This is a genomic window from Nocardiopsis flavescens (assembly GCF_900141985.1).
GTDB lineage: Bacteria > Actinomycetota > Actinomycetes > Streptosporangiales > Streptosporangiaceae > Nocardiopsis > Nocardiopsis flavescens.
Map to the genome: position 1 here is coordinate 214525 of NZ_FQZK01000006.1, position 19490 is coordinate 234014.

The 19490-nt window shown below is 77.1% G+C and carries 19 protein-coding genes; 6 read left to right on the top strand and 13 right to left on the bottom strand.

Features of this window, described 5'->3' with window-relative positions; genetic code table 11:
• Positions 1–23 precede the first annotated feature (23 nt).
• From BUE45_RS13145 to BUE45_RS13170, 6 genes are read right to left on the bottom strand one after another with little or no spacing between them, the layout of a single operon-like run.
• The gene (locus BUE45_RS13145) at positions 24–974 is read right to left on the bottom strand and encodes a TIM barrel protein (RefSeq protein ID WP_073379466.1); all 951 of its coding nucleotides are present in this window, start codon (positions 972–974) and stop codon (positions 24–26) included.
• 21 nt (positions 975–995) lie between these two features.
• The gene (gene iolD, locus BUE45_RS13150) at positions 996–2882 is read right to left on the bottom strand and encodes a 3D-(3,5/4)-trihydroxycyclohexane-1,2-dione acylhydrolase (decyclizing) (protein WP_073379468.1); all 1887 of its coding nucleotides are present in this window, start codon (positions 2880–2882) and stop codon (positions 996–998) included.
• The gene (gene iolB / locus BUE45_RS13155) at positions 2879–3778 is read right to left on the bottom strand and encodes a 5-deoxy-glucuronate isomerase (protein WP_073379470.1); all 900 of its coding nucleotides are present in this window, start codon (positions 3776–3778) and stop codon (positions 2879–2881) included. The genes iolD and iolB overlap by 4 nt, the downstream gene beginning before the upstream one ends.
• Positions 3775–4650: a Cgl0159 family (beta/alpha)8-fold protein gene (locus BUE45_RS13160; RefSeq protein ID WP_073379471.1), complete on the bottom strand. Its 876-nt coding sequence runs from the start codon at positions 4648–4650 to the stop codon at positions 3775–3777. Before BUE45_RS13160 ends, iolB begins: the two co-directional genes overlap by 4 nt.
• A complete protein-coding gene (gene iolC, locus BUE45_RS13165) occupies positions 4647–5666 on the bottom strand; it encodes a 5-dehydro-2-deoxygluconokinase (protein WP_281256342.1) in 1020 nt (339 codons plus the stop codon). The genes BUE45_RS13160 and iolC overlap by 4 nt, the downstream gene beginning before the upstream one ends.
• Positions 5663–6706 carry a Gfo/Idh/MocA family protein gene (locus BUE45_RS13170; protein ID WP_073379472.1) on the bottom strand — a complete coding sequence of 348 codons (1044 nt, stop codon included), beginning with the start codon at positions 6704–6706 and terminating at the stop codon, positions 5663–5665. Before BUE45_RS13170 ends, iolC begins: the two co-directional genes overlap by 4 nt.
• 137 nt (positions 6707–6843) lie before the next feature.
• On the opposite strand from BUE45_RS13170, the gene BUE45_RS13175 reads away from it, so the two are divergent.
• Together BUE45_RS13175 and BUE45_RS13180 are read left to right on the top strand one after the other, a co-directional pair.
• The gene (locus BUE45_RS13175; protein ID WP_073379473.1) at positions 6844–7584 is read left to right on the top strand and encodes a GntR family transcriptional regulator; all 741 of its coding nucleotides are present in this window, start codon (positions 6844–6846) and stop codon (positions 7582–7584) included.
• 79 nt (positions 7585–7663) lie between these two features.
• Positions 7664–8329 carry a DUF1345 domain-containing protein gene (locus BUE45_RS13180; RefSeq protein WP_073379474.1) on the top strand — a complete coding sequence of 222 codons (666 nt, stop codon included), beginning with the start codon at positions 7664–7666 and terminating at the stop codon, positions 8327–8329.
• Positions 8330–8343: 14 nt separating this feature from the next.
• On the opposite strand, the gene BUE45_RS13185 is transcribed toward BUE45_RS13180, so the two are convergent.
• Entirely contained in the window at positions 8344–9282 is a 939-nt protein-coding gene (locus BUE45_RS13185) for an alpha/beta hydrolase (RefSeq protein ID WP_073379475.1), read from the bottom strand.
• Positions 9283–9442: 160 nt separating this feature from the next.
• Between BUE45_RS13185 and BUE45_RS13190 the strand changes: the two genes are divergently transcribed.
• Positions 9443–10366 (top strand): aminoglycoside phosphotransferase family protein, encoded by a 924-nt coding sequence (locus BUE45_RS13190; protein WP_073379476.1) that lies wholly within the window; start codon positions 9443–9445, stop codon positions 10364–10366.
• Between the two features lie 88 nt (positions 10367–10454).
• On the opposite strand, the gene BUE45_RS13195 is transcribed toward BUE45_RS13190, so the two are convergent.
• The 6 genes from BUE45_RS13195 to aztA form a co-directional block, all read right to left on the bottom strand.
• Entirely contained in the window at positions 10455–11801 is a 1347-nt protein-coding gene (locus BUE45_RS13195) for a CoA transferase (RefSeq protein ID WP_073379478.1), read from the bottom strand.
• 556 nt (positions 11802–12357) lie between these two features.
• Positions 12358–13764: a PEP/pyruvate-binding domain-containing protein gene (locus tag BUE45_RS33820; RefSeq protein ID WP_178378522.1), complete on the bottom strand. Its 1407-nt coding sequence runs from the start codon at positions 13762–13764 to the stop codon at positions 12358–12360.
• Positions 13761–14348, bottom strand: coding sequence for a hypothetical protein (locus tag BUE45_RS13205; RefSeq protein ID WP_073379480.1), 588 nt, complete (start codon positions 14346–14348; stop codon positions 13761–13763). The genes BUE45_RS33820 and BUE45_RS13205 overlap by 4 nt, the downstream gene beginning before the upstream one ends.
• Before the next feature lie 152 nt (positions 14349–14500).
• Positions 14501–14794, bottom strand: coding sequence for a cupin domain-containing protein (locus tag BUE45_RS13210; RefSeq protein ID WP_245833110.1), 294 nt, complete (start codon positions 14792–14794; stop codon positions 14501–14503).
• A 508-nt stretch (positions 14795–15302) separates the two neighbouring features.
• Positions 15303–15608 carry a threonine dehydratase gene (locus BUE45_RS13215; protein WP_073379596.1) on the bottom strand — a complete coding sequence of 102 codons (306 nt, stop codon included), beginning with the start codon at positions 15606–15608 and terminating at the stop codon, positions 15303–15305.
• A gap of 87 nt (positions 15609–15695) precedes the next feature.
• Complete coding sequence (gene aztA, locus BUE45_RS13220) at positions 15696–16391, bottom strand: zinc ABC transporter ATP-binding protein AztA (RefSeq protein WP_073379484.1); 696 nt, start codon at positions 16389–16391, stop codon at positions 15696–15698.
• Between the two features lie 51 nt (positions 16392–16442).
• Between aztA and aztB the strand changes: the two genes are divergently transcribed.
• The 3 genes from aztB to aztC are packed head-to-tail and all read left to right on the top strand — an operon-like array spanning position 16443 to position 19484.
• A complete protein-coding gene (gene aztB / locus BUE45_RS13225; protein WP_073379486.1) occupies positions 16443–17339 on the top strand; it encodes a zinc ABC transporter permease AztB in 897 nt (298 codons plus the stop codon).
• Positions 17336–18544 (top strand): ABC transporter, encoded by a 1209-nt coding sequence (locus tag BUE45_RS13230; protein WP_073379488.1) that lies wholly within the window; start codon positions 17336–17338, stop codon positions 18542–18544. The genes aztB and BUE45_RS13230 overlap by 4 nt, the downstream gene beginning before the upstream one ends.
• A gap of 4 nt (positions 18545–18548) precedes the next feature.
• On the top strand, positions 18549–19484 hold the full coding sequence (gene aztC, locus BUE45_RS13235; RefSeq protein WP_073379490.1) for a zinc ABC transporter substrate-binding protein AztC: 936 nt from the start codon (positions 18549–18551) through the stop codon (positions 19482–19484).
• The last annotated feature ends 6 nt before the right edge of the window (positions 19485–19490 follow it).

Sequence of the window (19490 nt, forward strand, 5' to 3'; positions counted from 1 at the left end):
CGGGGGCGGGCGGGGCGTCCGGGTCAGGGTCTCCCCTGGCGCCGGGCGCCCAGGCCGCAGGAGCCGAGGTAGCGGCGGGTGCGCTCGGCGATGGGGGCGGGCACGTCCGGCTCGCAGGGGTACAGGTCCTGCTCGACGATGACGAAGAGCCGGGCGTCGACCCCGCGCAGCGCCTCGATGACGGCGGCGGGGGCGGGCTCCCCGGCGGGCGGTTCCACGCACACCCCCAGCTCGACGGCCTCGCCGAAGGACAGGCCCTCGGCGTGGACGCGGCGCAGGATCGCCGGGTCCATCTGCTTGATGTGAACGTAGCCCACGCGTTCGGAGTAGCGGTGGACCAGGTCCACCGCGTCGCCGCCGCCGTAGGCGACGTGGCCGGTGTCCAGGCACAGCGACACCAGGTCGGGGTCGGTGGCGTCGAGGAAGCGCTCGATGTCGGGCTGGGTGAGGATGTGGGTGTCGGCGTGGGGGTGCAGGCACAGCCGCACCCCGTACTCGCCCAGGAGCATGCGGCCCAGCTCGTCGGCGGTGGCGGTGAGCCGCGCCCACTGGTCGGCGTCCAGGACGGGCGACTCGGTGTGGGCGCCGGTCTTCTCGTCGCGGAACATGGGCGGGATGAGCACGAGGTGGCGGGCGCCCACCGCGGCGGTCAGCTCGGCGACGGCGCGCACCACGGCCACGGTGTCCTCCCGCGCGCGGGGGTCGTGGAGGTTGCCGAAGGCGGTGCCGCCGCTGACCCTCAGGCCCCGGCGGCCCACCTCGTCGGCCAGGCGCAGGGGGTCGGTGGGCAGGTAGCCGTAGGGGCCGAGTTCGAGCCACTCGTAGCCGGTGGCGGCGAGTTCGTCGAGGAAGCGGTCCCAGGGGAGCTGGCGGTCGTCGTCGGGGAACCACACCCCCCAGGAGTCGGGGGCCGATCCCAGGATCAGCCCGTCCTCCGCGGGGCCGGTGGTCGGGGCGCCGGTGCTGTCGGTCATCTGGCGTCCGGTCCTTTCCGTCTACAGGTGGTGGCGGCGGGCGGTGCGGTCGCGCTCGTAGGCCAGGCGGGCCCGGCGGGTGGTGTCGAGCGCGGAGGTCTCGGCGACGGGCACGTCCCACCAGGCGCCGGAGTCGGGCCCGGGGGCGCGGGGGTCGGTGCGCACCTCGATGACGGTGACCCCGTCGTGGTCGCGGGCCCGGGCCAGGGCGGCGCGCAGGTCGTCCAGGGTGCGGGCGCGCACCGCGCGGGCGCCCAGGGAGGCGGCGTTGGCGGCCAGGTCCAGGGGCAGCGGCGGCCCGTCGTCGCGGCCGGTGGCGGGGTCGCGGTGGCGGTGGGCGGTGCCCAGGCGCTGGGAGCCCACCGACTCCGACAGCCCGCCGATGGACGCGAAGCCGCGGTTGTCGACCAGGACGACGGTGACCTTGAGGCGCTCGGCGACCATGGTGGCGATCTCCTGGGCCATCATCAGGTAGGAGCCGTCGCCGACCAGGACGACGACCTCGCGGTCGGGGGCGGCCAGGCGCACCCCCAGCCCGGCGGCGATCTCGTAGCCCATGCAGGAGTAGGCGTACTCGACGTGGTAGGCCTTGGGGTCGCGGGCGCGCCAGAGCGCCTGGAGGTCGCCGGGCATGCTCCCGGCGGCGTTGACCACCACGGCGCGGTCGTCGAGGGCGTCGTTGAGCGCGCCCAGGACGGCGGTCTGGGCGAGCAGGCCGTCGGCGCCGGGCGCGCGGTGCAGCCGGTCCACCTCGGCGGCCCACTCCCGGGCCAGGTCCGCGGCGCGCTGCCCGTGCTCGGCGGGGACCCGGTATCCGTCCAGGGCCGTGCGCAGGGCGGCCAGGGCCTCGCGGGCGTCGGCGACCACCTGTAGGGCGCCGAGCTTGGCGGCGTCCATGCGGGCGACGTTGACGTTGACCAGGCGCACGTCCGGGTCGCGGAAGACGCTGCGGCTGGCGGTGGTGAAGTCGCTGTAGCGGGTGCCCACGCCGATGACGACGTCGGCCGCGGCGGCCAGCCCGTTGGCCGCGGGGGTCCCGGTGGCGCCCAGCCCGCCGACCGCGCACGGGTGGTCCCAGGGCAGGGCGCCCTTGCCCGCGTGGGTGTCGGCGACGGGGATGCCGGTGGCCTCGGCCAGCTCCCGCAGCTCGGCCGCCGCTCCGGAGTACACCACCCCTCCCCCGGCGACCAGCAGCGGGCGCCGCGCGGCGCGGACCGCCGCGGCGGCCCGTTCCAGGGCGGCGGTGTCGGGGCGGGGCCGGTCCACGTGCCACACCCGCTCGTGGAGGAACGCCACGGGCCAGTCGTGCGCCTGGGCCTGCACGTCCTGGGGCAGGCACAGGGTGACGGCGCCGGTCTCGGCGGGGTCGGTGAGCACCCGCATCGCGGCCAGGGCGGCCGGGACGAGCTGCTCGGGGCGGGTGAGGCGGTCCCAGTACTTGGAGACGGGGCGCAGGGCGTCGTTGACGGTGACGTCCCCGGCCCGGGTGTCCTCCAGCTGCTGGAGCGCCGGGTCGACCGCGCGGGAGGCGAACATGTCGGAGGGCAGCAGCAGGACCGGGAGCCGGTTGGTGGTGGCCAGGGCGGCGCCGGTGACCATGTTGGTGGACCCGGGGCCGGTGGAGGCGGTGCAGGCGAAGGCGGACAGCCGGTCGCTCGCCTTGGCGTAGGCGGTGGCGGCGTGCACCATGGCCTGCTCGTTGCGGGCCGGGTGGTAGGGCAGGTCGGCCTCCCGGCCGTGGGCGGCCTGGAGCAGGGCCTGGCCCAGGCCGGCGACGTTGCCGTGGCCGAAGACGCCCCACACCCCGGCGATGAGCCGGCGGCGCTCCCCGTCGCGCTCGGTGTACTGCGCGGCGAGGAACCGCACCAGGGCCTGGGCGGTGGTGAGGCGGACGGTGTCCCCGCTCATCGGGCCTCCCCGGCGCCCCGGGCGGTGCACAGCGGCAGGCGCGGGTCGGTGTCCCGGCCGGCCCAGGTGCCGCGGACCCAGCCGTGGGCGGGGTCGTCGGTGATGTGCCAGGCGCGTTCGGGGCCCGGACCGGCCATGACGTTGAGGTAGTACAGGTCGTAACCGGGCGCGGCCATGGAGGGGCCGTGCCAGCCGTGCGGGATGAGCACGACGTCCTCCGAGCGCACCTCGGCGAGCAGGTCGGCGGGCCGGTCCGCGGTGCCGTACACGCGCTGGTAGCCCACGCCCGGACCGGCCGGTCCGGGGGCGACCTCGAAGTAGTAGATCTCCTCCAGTGCGCACTCGGTGGCGGTGGCCTCGTCGTGTTTGTGCGGCGGGTAGGAGGACCAGTTGGCGCCGGGGGTGAGGACCTCGCAGCAGATGAGCCGGTCGGCCTCGAAGCTCTCAGGGGTGCACAGGTTGTTGACCTGCCGTGAGGCCTGGCCGGCGCCGCGCAGTTCCACGGGGACGGCCTCGGCGGGCCCGTAGCGGGCGGGCAGGCGGCGCTCGCAGCGGGCCGAGGGCAGGGCGAACCGGCCGCCCCCGGCGGAGGCGACCGTCGCGGCGGCGTCGCGCGGCAGGTAGGCGAAGTCGCTGACCCGGGAGAACACGTCGCGGCGCCCGGTCAGCTCGAACACCTCGCCCTCCTCCGTGGTGACGGTGCAGCCCCCGTCCAGGGGCAGGACCAGGGTCTCGGCGTCGCCGGTGGCGATCCGCGCCTCCGTGCCCGGGGCCAACTCCAGGACCCGCAGCCCGGAGTGGGTCCACCCGGCGGCGGCGGGGGTGACGACGGTGCGAAAGGGCGGCGCCGCGGTGCTGAGCGCCGGGAGGTGGTGGCGGTGGTCGGTGGATGTCACAGGAGCCCCACTGCGGTGTCGACGGCGGCCTCGACATCGTCGTCGGCCGGGTACAGGAGTGAACGGCCCGCCGTCAGCCCGATGACGGTGGGCAGGGCCAGGGCCCGCGCCCAGCGCGCGTAGGCGGCCCCGGGGTCGGCGGCGGCCTCGCCGCCGAGCAGGACGACGGGCAGGGTGCTGGCGGCGGCGACGCGTTCCATGTCGTCCACCACCGGGAGTTTGAGCCAGGTGCGGGCGGAGGTGTCGCCCAGGCCGGAGGCGATCGCGGCGGAGCGGGCGACCGCCTCGGTGGACAGGTCGTTGCCCAGCACGCCGCCGGTGCGGCGGGAGACGAAGGGCTCGACCATGGCCACCAGGCGGGAGGCGTTGAGCAGGCTGACCGCCCGCCCGCACCGCTCCAGGACGGGGGCGGTGCGCCCGTCCGCGTAGTCCAGGCGCAGCAGCATCTTGCCGCCCTGGAGCCCGGAGCGGACCAGGCCGTCGGGCGTGTAGCCGGTGAAGCGGTCGTCGATCTCCCAGTCGGCCCCGGCCAGGCCGCCCCGGTTCATGGAGCCGAACACGGACTTGCCGTCCAGGGCGCCGAGCAGGAGCAGGTCCTCCACGACGTCGGCGCCGGCCAGCACCCCGGTCACCCCCGGCCGGGCCAGGGCCGTGCACAGCCGGTCGAGCAGGTCGACGCGGTCGGCCATGGCCAGGGGGCGCCCGCCGGTGGCCAGGGCGCCGCGGGCCGGGTGGTCGGCGGCGACGATGAGGACCCGTCCGGCGGGGCCGACCGGTGCGGCGGGCGGGATCCGGCGTGCGGCCGCCTCGGCGATGGCGTCGGGGCGGTGCACGCGGGTGGCGACGAGCTCGCGGTAGCGGTCGGCGATCACGGGCCCTCCCCCGCCGGCGGGCCGCCCGGTCCGGCGGCGGGCCCGGGGTCCCCCAGCAGGCGGCGGACCTCGGCGGTGGTGGGCATGGCGTCGGCGCAGGACAGGCGGGAGGCGACCAGGGCGCCGGCGGCGTTGGCGAACCGGACGGTGGCGGCGGTGTCCCACCCGGCCAGGAGCCCGTGGCACAGGGCGCCGCCGAAGGCGTCCCCGGCGCCCAGGCCGTTGACGACCTCCACCGGGACGGGGGGCTCGCGGTGGACGGTACCGGCGGTGGCGGCCAGGACCCCGTCGGGGCCCTGTTTGACCACCACCGTCTCCAGTCCCACGTCCAGTCCGCGCCGGACGGCCTCGGCGGGGTCGCGGGTGCCCACCGCGACCTCCCACTCGTCGAGGTTGCCGCAGGCGACGGTGGCCAGGGGCAGCGCCCGGGCCACCTGGTCCCGGGCCTCCTCGCGCGAGTCCCAGAACACCGGCCGGTGGTCCAGGTCCAGGACGGTGTGCCGGCGGCGGCCCCGGATGCGCAGCGCCTCCAGCGTGGCGGCGCGGGAGGGCTCCCGGCACAGCCCGGTGCCGGTGACCCAGAACAGGCCGGCCCCGGCGATGGCGTCCGCGTCCAGCTCGGCGGGGTCGATGAGCAGGTCGGGGGCGGGGTCGCGGCCGTAGAAGTACAGCGGGAAGTCGTCGGGCGGGAAGATCTCGCAGAGGGTGACGGGGGTGGCGGTCCCCGGGACGGCGCGCACGTGCCGGTCGTCCACCCCGAACCCGGTCAGGGCGCGGCGCACGAACCGGCCCAGCGGGTCGGCGCCGACGCGGGTGAGGACCGCGGCGGAGCGGCCGTGGCGGGCCGCGGCCACGGCGACGTTGGTGGGGCTGCCGCCCAGGTACTTGCCGAAGGAGGTTACCTCCTCCAGGCCGGCCCCGACCTGGTCGGGGTAGATGTCCACGCCGACGCGGCCCATGGTGAGGACCTCGGCGGGCGGGGGCGCGGGGTCCCCGCCGGCGGGTGCGGCGCTCACGCGGTCCCCCTCGCCGCCCCGTGCGCGGCGCGGGCCCGCGGGCGCACCTCGTCCACCCGCACCGGCCGGTGCTCGCGCCGGGACAGGTCGGCGGCGTCGGCGACCAGCACCGCCTCCAGCGCGTCCGCGACCGTGCACGGGCTGGGCGTGCCGTCGCGGACCATGGCGATGAACGCGGCGATCTCGGCCTCGTAGGCGGGTGTGAACCGGGACCAGAACTCCTCCCAGGGGTCGTCCGCGGGGAAGTCCGCGCCGGGCTCGGCCGAGCGCAGCGGCGCGCGCCCGTCCAGTCCGACGGCGAGGGTGGCGCGGGTCCCGGCGAGTTCCATGCGCACGTCGTACCCGGCGCCGTTGTACCGGGACCCCTGGAGGGTGGCCAGGGTGCCGTCGGACAGGCGCAGGACGGCGGCGGAGGTGTCGACGTCGCCGTGCTCGGCGAAGTAGGCGGCGCCCCGGTTGGCGCCGTAGGCGAAGACCTCCTCCACCTCCAGGCCGGTGACCCAGCGCAGGATGTCGAAGTCGTGGACGTGGCAGTCGCGGAACAGGCCGCCGGACCCGGCGATGTAGGCGGCGGGCGGCGGGGCCATGTCGCAGGTGGTGGCGTGGACCCGGTGCAGGTCGCCCAGCTCGCCCGCGCGCACGGCGCGGTGGGCGCGCCGGTACCCGGCGTCGAAGCGGCGCATGAAGCCGATGTGGACCCGGGCCCGGGAGCGCTCGACCTCCTCCAGCACCCGGGCGGTCTCGGCGACGGTGGGGGCGACGGGCTTCTCGCAGAAGACGGGGATCCCGGCGGCGGCCCCGGCGAGGATGAGCCCGGGGTGGGCGCCGGTGGCGGCGGTGACCACCAGGGCGTCGACGGCGCCGGGGGCGAGCAGGTCCCCGACCCGGTCGGCGGCGCGGGCGCCGGTGCGCTCCGCCGCCGCGCCGGCGCTGGCGGGGTCGAGGTCGGCGACGACCAGGTCGTCGACCTCGGGTCGGGCCGCCAGGGCGGCGGCGTGGGAGAGTCCGATGCGTCCGGTTCCGATGAGGCCAATGCGCATGGAGCGCCCTTTCAGGAACGAGGGGTGTGCGTCAGGTCACACCAGCGCACCCATCGTCACTCCGCCCCCGTTCTCTGTCAAGACTTTGTCTAGACATATGGACATCATGATCTCCGGTCAATCTGTACACTGGCACCGTGACCCAGACGCCCCTGTCGATCCCGTTGGACCGCTCCAGCCCGATCCCCCTCTACTTCCAGGTGGCCCGGGAGATCGAGCGCCGCATCCTGGAGGGCGAGCTGGCCGCGGGCACCCGCCTGGAGAACGAGCTGGTGCTGGCCGACCGGCTCGGCCTGTCCCGGCCCACCCTGCGCCGCGCCATCGAGTACCTGGTCGACCGGGGCCTGCTGGTGCGCAGGCGCGGCGTGGGCACACAGGTGGTGCGCCCCCGCGTGCGCCGCCCGGTGGAGCTGTCCAGCCTCTACGACGACCTCGCCCGGTCCGGGCAGGAGCCCCGGACCGAGGTGCTGCGGCTGGCCCTGGAGGAGCCGCCCCCGGCGGTGGCCGCCGCCCTGGAGCTGCCCGCGGGGACACGGGTGTACGCCATCGAGCGGCTGCGCGGCGCCGGCGGCGAGCCGCTCGCGCTGATGCGCAACCACGTGCCCGCGGACCTGCTCCGCCTGGACGCCGAGGCCCTGGCCGGCCAGGGCCTGTACCGGCTGCTGCGCGCGGCGGGGGTGCGGCTCAAGGTCGCGTCGCAGAGCATCGGCGCCCGCGGCGCCACCGCGGCCGAGGCCCGCGCCCTGGACGAGCGTCGCGGGGCGCCGCTGCTCACCATGGACCGCACCGTCTACGACGACGTGGGCCGGGTGGTCGAGCACGGCTCCCACCTGTACCGCGCCTCGCGCTACTCCTTCGAGATGACCCTCACCGGCTGACCCGGCCCCGCCCGCCCGGTTCGGGAGAGCCCGGCGTGTCCGCTCCCGTTCGGGGCGGGCGGTCGCGAGGGTGGCGGACATGACCACCACCGCCACCCGGACCGGGTTCGCCGCGCTGGCCCTGACCCGGCTGGTCGAACTCCTCATCCTGCTGCTCGGGCTGTTCCTGATCTTCGGCGGCGACCCCGAGGAGGACCTCGGGCTCCTGCTGCTGTGGGACGCGGCCGTGCTGGCCTACCTCGCCGCCGGGATCCGGGCGGTGCGCCGCCGCGCGCTGCGGGGGCCGGGCCCGGGGGAGGGGGTCCCCCGGCCGCGCCGCCGGTGGGAGCACGTGCTGCGGCCCAGGAGGTTCATCCTGGTCTTCCCGGTGCTGGCGGGGTTCACCGGGCTCAGCGCCGCCCTGCTGGTCCTGGACTTTCGCGACGACGCGGCGGTCGGCTCGGCGATCGCCGGGTTCGGCGCGCTCACCATGGTGCTGGGGTGGGTCCTGCTGCACTCGGGCTACGCGCGCTCCTACCGGGCCCGGGACGAGGACGAGCGCGGGCTGGAGTTCCCGGGGACCGGGCACCCGACCATGCCCGACTACCTGTACTTCTCCTTCGTGATGGGATCGACCTTCGCGGTCTCGGACGTGGCGGTGGTGACCACCCGGATGCGCTGGCACGTGATGCTCCACGGGATCCTCGCGTTCTTCTACAACGCCGTGGTGCTGGCCACCGCCATCGGGGTCGTCACCGGCGGCTGAGCGCCGCCGGCGGGTCAGGGCGCGGGCAGGAGCGCGGCGCGCAGCGCCTCGGTCTGCTCGGCGCGAAAGCCCCGGACCACCCCGGTGTCGGCGAAGGGGATCTCGAACCCGTGGAAGGCGCCGGGCACCAGGGACAGCGCGCACGGCACCCCGGCCGCCTCCAGGCGGCGGGCGTAGGCGACGTCCTCGTCGTGGAAGAGGTCGTTGGTGCCCACCCCGATCCACGCCGGGGGCAGCCCGGACAGGTCCTCCCGGCGGGCGGGCGCGGCGTAGGGCGGCACCTCCTCCGAGCCCGGCTCGCGGCCCAGCAGGGCACTCCAGGCGTACCGGTTGGCGGCGGGCGACCACAGGTACATGTTCGCGGTGTCGAGGTCGGTGCGCAGCGCCGTGCGGTCGTCGAGCATCGGGTACACCAGCAGCTGGAACACCAGCGCCGGGCCGCCCCGGTCCCGGCACATCTGCGCCAGGGCCGCGGCCATGCCGCCCCCGGCGCTGGCCCCGCCGACCGCGATGCGGCCGGGGTCCACGCCCAGGGCGCCGGCCTGCTCCGCCATCCAGGACAGCGCGGCGCGGGCGTCCTCCAGCCCGGCCGGGGCGGGGTGCGCCGGGGCCAGCCGGTACCGGACGGCGACGACGGTGATGCCCAGGTCGCGGGCGAAGGCGATACTGCCCTTCTCGTCCTGCACGGGGTGGCCCATGACGTGCCCGCCGCCGTGGATCCACAGCAGCGCGGGCGTGGCCCCCACGACCCCCTCGGGCCGGTAGACCCACACCTCGACCGGCGGCGCGCCCGGCGGCCCGGGCACGGTGCGGCGCTCCACGGAGATGCCCGCGGGCACCGGACCGGGGCGCATCTTGGACGTGAGCCAGCGCAGCACCCCCGCGGTCCCCCTGCGGACCGGCGGGGAGGGCAGGAAGCGGACACGGCGCAGCTCGGGGTGCAACGGGGGCAAGGCGACTCCTCGGTTTCTCCGGCTGTAGGCTATCGGCCGCCCACGACATCCCAGCGCCGCCCGAGGTGAAGCCGTGCGTTGACCCCGGCCCGGCCGTGCCCGGGCCCCGCCCGCTCCTTCGCGACCCCGACGACCGCCCATCGCGAAGGAGAGACCACCCGTGCCCGAACCCCTGCACTTCGACGTCCCCGAGGCGCTCACCGCCTCGCACGGCTCCACCCCCGGGGGCCGCGCCTGGCTCGCCGGGCTGCCCGCGCTCGTGGGCGGACTGCTGGAGCTGTGGTCGCTGCGCCCCGACGGCCCGTTCCGCAACGGCATGGCGGGCCTGGTCCTGCCGGTCGTGCGCGCCGGCGGCGCCCCGGCCGTGCTCAAGGCCCAGCCGCTCACCCCGGAGAGCGCGGATACCGCCCCGGGGCTGCGCGCCTGGAACGGCGCCGGCTCCGTCCGGCTGCTGGAGCACGACCCCGCCACCGGCGGCCTGCTGCTGGAGCGGCTGGACGCCGCCCGTCCGCTGTCCTCGGTGCCCGACGGCACCGAGGCCCTGGAGGTCCTGGCCGACCTGCTGGCCCGGCTCACGGCCGTGCCCGCGCCCGCCGGGATGCGCACCCTGGCCGGCGTCGCCGCGGCGATGACGGCCGACGCCCCCGCGGCGGTCCCGCTGCTGGGGCGCGAGGGCGACCGCGCGCTCGTGCGCGCCTGCGCCGGGGCCGTCGCCGACCTGCTGGAGTCCCCCGGGGACCGGCTGCTGCACTGGGACCTGCACTACGACAACGTGCTGGCCGCCGACCGGGAGCCGTGGCTGGCCATCGACCCCGAGCCGCTGGCCGGGGACCCCGGGTTCGACCTGCTCCCGGCGCTGGACAACCGGTGGGAGGAGGTCGAGGCCTCCGGCGACGTGGCGCGGGCGGTGTTGCGCCGGTTCGACCTGCTCACCGAGCGACTGGGGCTGGACCGGTCCCGCGCCGCGGGGTGGACGCTGGGGCGGGTGCTCCAGAACGCCCTGTGGCAGGTGGAGGACGGCGACGAGGTGCTGGACCCCGTGCAGGTCGCCATCGGCTCGGCCCTGCTGGAGCACCGGTACTGACCGCCCCGCCGCCCCGGGCCCGAACGCGGCGGCCCGGGGCGGCGGGGCGGGACCTGAGCAGGGCGGGGCGGGAGCGGGGCGGGGCGGGTCAGCGCCAGGCGGGCGCGTCCGAGCCCTGGCGGGTGGGCGACGACGCCCAGTCGCGGGGCGCCCCGGCGTAGCCGATCGGCGGGCGGGCGTACCGCAGCCCTCCGTAGGGGGAGTCCGCGGCGGTGAGCCACCGCTCGGGGTCGTGGACGCCCCCGGGCGCGGGGGCGGGCGCGATGCCGTGCAACAGCAGCCCGGCGGTCCCGGCCAGCGACAGGCGCAGGTCGCGTCCGCGTCCGTCCGCCGCCCGGTCGGTGAGGGCGCGCAGCACGGCGGCGGCCAGCAGGTAGCCGGTCCCGTGGTCCAGGGCCTGGGCGGGCAGCGCGCCGGGGGCGCCGTCCTCCCCCGCCTCGGCGGCGGCGATGCCGGTCCCGGCCTGGACCAGGCTGTCGAACCCGCGCCGCCCGGAGAAGGCGCCGGACCGGTCCCAGGCGCACAGGGACGCGGTCACCAGCCCGGGGCGGCGCTCGGCCAGGTCCCGCGGGGACAGCCCGTACCGGTCCAGGGCCCCGGGGCGGTAGCCGGTGACCACCACGTCCGCCGCGGCCAGCAGGTCCTCGAACACCGCCCGGTCGCCGGGGGCGCCCAGGTCCAGGAGGGCGGAGCGCTTGCCGGGCGCGGTGTCGACGTGGGTGTCGCGGTCCTCGGGCAGGCCCGGCGGGTCCACCCTCAGGACGTCGGCGCCGAGCAGGGCGAGCGTGCGCGTGGCGACGGGCCCGGCGATCACCCGGGTCAGGTCCAGCACCCGCACCCCGGCGGCGGGCAGGTCCGCCGGGCCCGGGACCCGGTCGGCGGTGCCCGGCGCGGGGCGCCTCTCCACCACCGGGGGCCGGGCGGGGTCGGGGCGGTCGGCCACGGCGACCGCCAGTCCCCCGGCGGCGTAGACGGACTCCTGCACCCGCCGCGCGGGCAGGGCGGCGAGCGCGCGCCCCAGGTCCTCGGCGCCGGCGTCCCGCGCCAGGTCCAGGGCGGCCAGCAGCCGCCGCCGGTGGTGGGGGTAGTTGGCGTGGGTGCGCACCCAGCCGTCGGCGGTGCGCCAGAACCCGGATAGCGGTGCGAAGGGCACCATCGGCCGCCCGTCCACCCGCAGGTGGCGCTCGCTGACGAACGCGGTGGCCACGGCGCCCTCGTCCACCTCCACCGGCCGCACGGCGCCGCCGCAGCGCGCGGCGAGCAGTTCGGCGGCGGCCAGCGAGCACACCCCCACCGCGGCGCGGGCCAGTTGCCGCACCGGCAGCCGGGCGGGGAGCACGGCCCCGGAGCCTCGGTAGGAGACGCCCTCCTCCAGGCCGGGCGGCCCGCCCAGCGCGGACCAGAGCAGGGACGTGGTCGCGTCGGTTCCACCCATGGGAGCATTCTGCCCAACGTCGGCGCCCCGCGCCGCCTCCGCCCCCGGTGCGCCGGGCGCCCGCCCCCGGAGCGCCGCCCCCGGTGCACCGACGGCGCGCCTGCGCGAGGCGGGGGGCGCGCGGGCCGCACCGCTCGGTGGGCCGCCGCCCGGGTCGCAGAGCCGCGGCGGACCCGCCCGCCGGGCCCGCTCCCCCGCGTCCCCCATGGAATCCCGGACGCACGACCCCGCCCGGGTATCCCGAAGCCCCCGTGCGAACACCCGCCCTCCCCGCCCCGAGCACGCCCCGCGCCCCACGACACCACCCCGCGCCCCGTCCCACCCCACCCGGGCCCCGGACCGCTCCCCCCACGTCCCGGAGCATGACCCACGCTACGAGCCCGCGCCCTCGCACCCCACCCACACGAGTACCCGCCCCGGAGCACACCCCGCGACCCCGGCGACCGGCGTGCGCCCGACGTCCGGGGCGCGACGGCCCGGCCGTCCCCGACCACCCGCTTCACCCGGAGCGCGTCCCCGCGACCCCGGCGGCCCCGGGGACGGAACGCCCGTCCGCTCACGCCCCGAGGAGGCGGCGGGCGGCGGCCAGGCGCTCGGCGTCCCCGACGCCGTCACCGGCCCCGCCGGTGACGGCGTCGGCCCAGGACAGCAGGGTCCGGACCGCGGCGTCGGCGGGCGGTGCCACGGCGGGGTGCACGCCCAGCGCGACGCGGCCGGTGGTCCCGTCGAGGGTGAGCAGGTCCCCCTCGGCCGCCCAGCGCTCCCCCGCGCGCACCCTTCCGGGTTCGACGTGCAGGTCCGCGGCGCCCACCACCGCGGGCCGCCCCAGGGAGCGCGCCACCACGGCGGCGTGCGAGGAGGCCCCGCCCCGGGCGGTGAGCACCCCCGCCGCCGCGGCGATCCCCGCCATGTCCGCCGGGGAGGTCTCCGGGCGCACCAGCACCACCGGCCCGGACGCGGACAGGCGCACCGCCGCCGCGCTGTCGGTGGCGATCCGCCCCGCGGCCACCCCCGGTCCCGCGCCGGTGCCGCGGGTCCACAGGGCGGCGGTGGCGGCCATGACCGGGCGCCGGGCGCGCTCCAGGTCGTCCGGGGTCACCCGGGCCAGGGCCTCGGCGCGCTCCAGGACCCCGGCCCGAGCCAGGTCGACGGCGGTGCGCACGGCCGCCGTCCCGGTGAACCCCGCCCGGCGCACCTGGAGCAGCCAGAGCCGGCCCGACTCCACCGTGAACTCCAGGTAGCAGGCGTCCCGGTAGTGGTCCCGCACCCGGCCCAGGGCCCGCTCCAGGTCGGCCCACGCCCCGGGTTCGCGGTCGGCCAGCGCGGAGAGCGGCAGCGGCAGCGCCCGCCCCGACACCACGGCGTCGCCGCGGCTGCGGAAGAGGACGTCGCCGCCGGGGCCGGGCGAGCCGTCCACCGGGTCGCGGTCGAACGCCACCCCCGAGGCGCTGCGGTCGTCGCGGTCCCCGTCCACCATGGCCTGGACCACCACCGCCGTGCCCGCCCCGTCGTCCAGGCCGTGCAGCGCCCGGTAGGTGCGCGCCCGGGGCGCGTCCCAGGAGGCGAGCACCGCCGTGACGGCCTCGGTGAGCCGCTCCCGGGCGGCGGCCCTCCCGGCCGCGGGGCCGTCCCCGGGTGGCGCCCCCAGTCCCAGGACGGTGGTCATCATGCCGGGCATGGACACCGCGGCGCCCGAGCGCACGGACACGGTGAGCGCCGGGTCGCCGCCCAGCGTGCGCCCGGTCCGCCGTTCGAGGGCGGCCAGGGCCGTGTCGACCTCGGCCTCCAGCTCCTCGGGCGGCCGCCCGTCCCGGCGATACGCCCGGCAGGCCGCGGTGGTGATGACGAACCCCGGCGGGACCGCCAGTCCCAGGCGGTGCAGCAGGACCAGCCCGTGGGCCTTGCCGCCGATCGTCGCGGGCCCCTCCGCCAGGTCCGGGCCCAGGGGTCGCACCAGGCTCACCACCGGGGGATCCCCAGGGTCGCGAGCAGGTCCTCGTGGAGCTGGAACCAGTACGTGTGGTACGAGGCGGGGTCGTCGGCGACGTACTCCGTGCGGCCCGCGCGGGCCAGCTCCAGCGCACGGGCCAGCCCGGGCCGGTAGCGGCCGAACCGGGGCAGCGCGGCGGCGAGCGCGTCGCAGACGGGGGCAGCCCGCCGGTCGAAGCCGGCGAACAGGTCCAGGACCCGGGCGTCGGCGGCCGGGTCGCCGGGGCGGCTCAGCTGCCAGGCCGAGCACAGGTCGAGGAGTTCGGGGTTGAGGTCCAGGAACCGCCCGTAGGCGGCGGTGACGGCGGGGCGGGCCCCGGCGGCGTCCAGTTCCGCGGACCGCGCGCGGTCGTCGGCCCCGCGCCCGGCCGGGGTCTGCGCCCAGCCGCCGAAGGGCCCGGGGTCGCGCAGCACCAGTCCGTCGACGGCCAGGTCGATGAGGGCGGACTCGGCCTCGCCCGGGTCCAGGCCGGTGACGGCGGCGACGGTCCGCGCCGAGGCGGAGCCGGTGTACCGCAGCGCGGACAGCACCGCGGCGGTCGGTTCGGGGGACGCCATGTCCGCACCTCGCAGAAATTCAGATGATATCGACATCCAGATGATAGTCCCATCTGAAATTCGGCGCGCGCGGACACCGTGCCGCCCCGCGGCGGGGGCGCGCGGGTGCCGTCCCGGACGGGGGCCGGTGCGCGGCCCGGCCCCGCCCCGGCCTACTCCCCGCGCTCGGGGTCGTCCCGCGGGGTGCGGTGCACGGTGCCGTGCGGGTGTTCGGCGGGGGCGTACACCGAGTACAGCTTCAGCGGGACCTCACCCACGTTGACGATGTTGTGCCAGGTCCCGGCGGGCACCAGGACGGCCGAGCCGTCACCCGCCTTGTGCACGAAGTCGAGGTCGTCGCGGGTCGGACCCATCTCCACCCGGGCCTGTCCGGCCTCGACGCGCAGGAACTGGTCGCGGTCCCCGTGGACCTCCAGCCCCACGTCGCCCCCGGGCTCGATGGACATGACGGTGACCTGGAGGTTTCCGCCCGTCCACAGGGCGGTGCGGAAATGATCGTTCCGCAGGGTCAGGTCTTCGATTTCGATAACGCTCGGTTGCGGACCCCGGTCTTCCATTTCTTCCTTTCCCTCGCGCTGCGCGCCCGGAAGGGCCGGGCGCGGCGGTGCCGTCCGAACGCTCCGGTACCGGGCGACCGGGCGTATTCGCCCCTGCCCGCGGTGTGACCGGCGGCTCCGCTGCCCCTTTTCCTTGCCTTTACCGGGAGCCCTCACACCGCGGCTCCGAAAAAGGTTCCGATCCTCACACTCCGTCGGCGGGGATTCACGGAAAAAGGGTCCGGGAGGCACTTGTGGAAAAGGCGCGGCCCCTTCCTGCGGTACCGGGGGCGCCGTTGCGCGGGCGCACCCCGGCCTGCCGCCGGCGGCGGGGACGGCCCCGCGGCGGTCGGGGCGGGCCCCGGCACACGAGGGGCCCGGCCCCGGCGGTGCGCCGGGACCGGGCCGTGCCGCCGGGTCAGTCGGCGGAGTGCTCGTCCCAGTGGCCGTCGTGGCCGCGGTGCAGGTGGCCGTCGTGGACGTAGTCCACGTGGTCGCCGTGCGGCACCGCCACGTGGCCGCAGCCCTCCCCGTGTTCGTGGCCGTGGTCCTCGTGGACGGCGTGCCCCCCGACGGGGCACTCGTCCCAGTGGTCCTCGTGCGTGTGGTGCAGGTGGCCGTCGTGGACGTAGTCCACGTGCCCCTGGTGGGGCACCGCCACGTGGCCGCACCCCTCACCGTGCCGGTGCGCGTGGTCCTCGTGCACCGTGTGCGTCGTCGTCATCTCCACCCCCGCGAGACGGACCGCGTTCCGCCGCGGCGGAACCCTCACGCACCAGTCGACCAGAGACCGCGGCGACGGCGGGTCGGCTCACGACAAAGGTTCCTTGACCGGGGCTTCACCCGCGACCGGGCGCCCGCCCTCCATGACCAGGACGCGGTCGGCGCGGTCGGCCTCCCCCCGGGAGTGGGTGGCGTGCACGACGGCCGCGCCGCGCCCGCGCTCCTGGTCCAGGACCGCCGCGATGCGCTCGCGCGAGTCGGCGTCCAGCCCGGTGGAGGGCTCGTCGAGCAGGAGCAGGTCCGCCTCCTGGGCCAGCCCCTGGGCGAGCAGCACGCGCTGGCGCTGGCCGCCGGACAGCTCGCCCAGCCGGCGCCGGGCCAGGTCGGCGACCCCGAGCCGGTCCATGCACTCGCCCACCGCGGCGCGGTCCCGGCGGGTCGGCCGGCGCCAGGGGCCCAGCAGCCCCCACCGGCCCATCGCGACGGCCTCGCGGGCGGTCAGCGGCAGCGCGTCGGAGGCGGCGCTGCGCTGCACCACCAGGGCGGGGCGGCGCGGTGTGCCCAGGGTCACGGTCCCCGACCGCGGCGCCAGCACCCCCGCCATGACGGCCAGCAGGGTCGACTTGCCCGATCCGTTGGCCCCCACCAGGGCGGTCACGGTGCCCGCGTGGAGCGCCAGAGCGGCGCCGTGCAGGACGTCGCGGTCGCGGTAGCCCGCCCGCACGTCCGCCAGTTCGATCACCGGTGCCTGCCCCTGCGCCGCCCGGGCCGGGTCCGCGGTCATGTCCGCCTCCGATTTGGTAGTGAAAACGGTTTTCATTATAGAGTGCCCGCCATGGAAGCCCTGTTCGCCCCCTTCGAGGTCGTCTTCGTGCAGCGTGCGCTGTGGGGAGGCATCCTCGTCTCCCTCATCTGCGCCCTGGCCGGGACCTGGGTCGTGCTCCGCGGCATGGCGTTCCTGGGCGACGCGATGTCGCACGGGATGCTGCCCGGGGTCGCCCTGGCCTCGCTCCTGGGCGGCAACCTGTTCGTCGGCGCCGCCGCTGCCGCCGCGGCGATGGCCCTGGGGGTCACCGCGCTCGAACGCTGGTCGCCGCGCCTGTCCCGGGACACCGGCATCGGCCTGCTGTTCGTCGGCATGCTCTCGGCGGGGGTGATCATCGTCTCCCACTCCGGGTCCTTCGCCGTCGACCTCACCGGCTTCCTGTTCGGCGACGTCCTGGCGGTGCGCGAACAGGACCTGGTCCTGCTCGCCGCGGCCCTGCTCGCGGCCCTGGCGATCGCGGTCCCGGGCCACCGCGCCTTCACCGCGCTGGCCTTCGACCCCCGCAAGGCGACCACCCTGGGGCTCGCGCCCCGGTTCGCCCACGCGGCCATGCTCGGCCTGGTCACCCTGGCCGTGGTCGCCTCGTTCCACGTGGTGGGCACCCTGCTCGTCTTCGGCCTGCTCATCGCGCCCCCGGCCGCGGCCGCGGTCTGGGCGCGCAGCATCCCGGGGATCATGCTCGGCGCCGCCCTGCTGGGCACCGCCTCCACCGTGGCCGGCCTGCTCGTGTCCTGGCACTGGGGCACCGCCGCCGGGGCCAGCATCTCCGCCTGCGCCGTCGCCCTCTTCTTCGCCTCGGTCGCGCTGCACCGACTCGGCTCCGGCCCCGCGCGGGGCCGCCGCCGCACTCCCCCCGCCGATCCCCCCGCACCCCTTCCCGTGGACGAAAGGTCGAACGCGTCATGATCCGCACCCATCGCAGGAGCGCCCTCCCGGCGGCCGGCGCCGGCCTGCTCGCCGCGGCGCTGCTCGCCGGCTGCGCCGCCGGACCGCGGGAGGAGCCGCCCGCACCGGCCGAGGAGACCCCGCACGGCTACGTCGAGGGCGCCGAGGAGGCCGCCGAGCCGCAGTCCCGCCTGGTCCTGGCCGACGACGAGGGCGCGGTGGAGGTCCTGGACCTCATCACGGAGGAGACCACCGCCCTTGACCCGGTCGGCCCGGTCGACGGGATCACCGGCGACGGCAGGTTCGCCTACCTCTACTCATCCGATGAACGGACCACCTCGGTCGTGGACAGCGGCACCTGGACCGTCGACCACGGCGACCACTTCCACTACTACCGGGCGCGGATCCGCGCCCTGGGCGCCGTCGAGGGGGTCGCCGCCCCCGAGGCCGCGGCCGACACCGCCCTGACCGCCCTGGCCGACGGAAACGGGTCCGCGGCCCTGCTGGAGCGGCCCGCCCAGGAGGACGGCGGCCTCACACCGGTCGACCTGCCCGCCGGCGCCGCCGCCCCGGCCGTGGCCGTCCCCTACGGCGGCGCGCTCGTCACCGCCTCCGACGACGGCGTGCACGTCCACGACCGCTCCGGCGAGCCGCTGGCCTCCCCGGACGCCGCCTGCGCCGACCCCGCCGGCGCCGCCGTCACCCGGCGCGGACTGGTCATCGGCTGCACCGGGGGCGCCCTCCTGGTCACCGAGGACGACGGGGAGTTCACCGCACAGGAGCTGCCCCACCCCGACGGCCTGCCCGCCGGCGCCCACGTGGACGACTTCCACCACCGGCCCGGGGCCGCCGCCCTGGCCGCCCTCCCCGCCCCCGGCACGGTGCTGGTGCTCGACCTCGCCGAACAGCGCTGGCACCACTGGGACCTGCCCGGCGCCGTCGCGGTGTCGGCCGTCGGCGAGGGCGCCTCCGTGCTCGCCCTCACCGACGACGGCGCCCTGCACGCCCTGGACCCGGAGACCGGCGAGGAACTCGCCCGCACCGACCTGCTGGAGGAGGTCGACACCGAGCACCCCCCGGTCCTGCAGGTGGACACCTCCCGCGCCTACGTCAACGACGCGCACGGCGGCCTGGTCCACGAGATCGACTACAACGACGACCTGCGCGTGGCACGCACCTTCGAGACCGGCGTCGCCCCCGTGCACATGGTCGAGACCGGACGGTGAACCGATGAACGCACCCCGCACCCCGCACCCGCGCACCACCGCCCTGGCCCTGGCCGCGGCCACCGCCCTGACCCTGACCGCCTGCACCCCGGACGAGGGCCCCCGCACCGGCGTCGTGGTCACCACCAACATCCTCGGCGACCTCACCCGCGCGGTGGTGGGCGAGGAGACCGGGGTGACCGTCCTGATGAAACCCGACGCCGACCCGCACTCCTTCGGCGTCTCCGCCCAGGAGGCGGCCCTGATCGAGGACGCCGCCCTGGTGGTGCACAACGGCCTGGGCCTGGAGGAGGGGGTGGCCCGCAACGTCGAGGCCGCCGAGCAGGCGGGCGTGCCGACCCTGGCCGTCGGCGAGGCCGTGGACCCCCTGCCCTACACCTCCGACGAGAGCGAGGGCGAGCCCGACCCGCACTTCTGGACCGACCCCGAGCGGGTCGCCGCCGCCGTCGACCTCATCGCCGACCAGGTGGTCGAGCAGGTGGACGGGGTCGACGCCGAGGCCGTCCGCGCCAACGCCGAGGCCTACGGCGAGGAGCTGCGGGAACTGGACGCGTGGATGTCCGCCGAGTTCGACACCATCCCCGAGGGGGAGCGCCGGCTCGTCACCAACCACCACGTGTTCGGCTACCTCGCCGACCGCTACGGCTTCGAGGTCATCGGCGCGGTGATCCCCTCCGGCACCACCCTGGCCTCCCCCAGCGCCTCGGACCTGGAGTCCCTGGCCTCCGCCGTCGAGGCCGCCGGGGTGCGGGCGGTGTTCGCCGACTCCTCCCAGCCCGACCGCCTGGCCACCGTCATGGCCGAACAGGCCGGGGTGGACATCGACGTCGTCCCGCTCTACTCCGAGTCCCTGACCGGACCGGACGGCGGCGCGCCCACCTACCTGGACATGATGCGCGCCAACACCGACGCCATCGTCGCCGGCCTGACCGCCCCCTGAGCACCC

Bases quoted from the DNA above. Each gene is read 5' to 3' on its own strand.
- BUE45_RS13180 (WP_073379474.1), top strand. From the start codon at position 7,664: ATGACCACCACCGCCACCCGGACCGGGTTCGCCGCGCTGGCCCTGACC.
- aztB (WP_073379486.1), top strand. From the start codon at position 16,443: ATGGAAGCCCTGTTCGCCCCCTTCGAGGTCGTCTTCGTGCAGCGTGCG.
- BUE45_RS13170 (WP_073379472.1), bottom strand. From the start codon at position 6,706: ATGCGCATTGGCCTCATCGGAACCGGACGCATCGGACTCTCCCACGCC.
- iolD (WP_073379468.1), bottom strand. From the start codon at position 2,882: ATGAGCGGGGACACCGTCCGCCTCACCACCGCCCAGGCCCTGGTGCGG.
- BUE45_RS13210 (WP_245833110.1), bottom strand. From the start codon at position 14,794: ATGTCCATCGAGCCCGGGGGCGACGTGGGGCTGGAGGTCCACGGGGAC.
- BUE45_RS13195 (WP_073379478.1), bottom strand. From the start codon at position 11,801: ATGGGTGGAACCGACGCGACCACGTCCCTGCTCTGGTCCGCGCTGGGC.
- BUE45_RS13145 (WP_073379466.1), bottom strand. From the start codon at position 974: ATGACCGACAGCACCGGCGCCCCGACCACCGGCCCCGCGGAGGACGGG.
- BUE45_RS13215 (WP_073379596.1), bottom strand. From the start codon at position 15,608: ATGACGACGACGCACACGGTGCACGAGGACCACGCGCACCGGCACGGT.
- BUE45_RS13230 (WP_073379488.1), top strand. From the start codon at position 17,336: ATGATCCGCACCCATCGCAGGAGCGCCCTCCCGGCGGCCGGCGCCGGC.
- aztA (WP_073379484.1), bottom strand. From the start codon at position 16,391: ATGACCGCGGACCCGGCCCGGGCGGCGCAGGGGCAGGCACCGGTGATC.
- aztC (WP_073379490.1), top strand. From the start codon at position 18,549: ATGAACGCACCCCGCACCCCGCACCCGCGCACCACCGCCCTGGCCCTG.
- BUE45_RS13205 (WP_073379480.1), bottom strand. From the start codon at position 14,348: ATGGCGTCCCCCGAACCGACCGCCGCGGTGCTGTCCGCGCTGCGGTAC.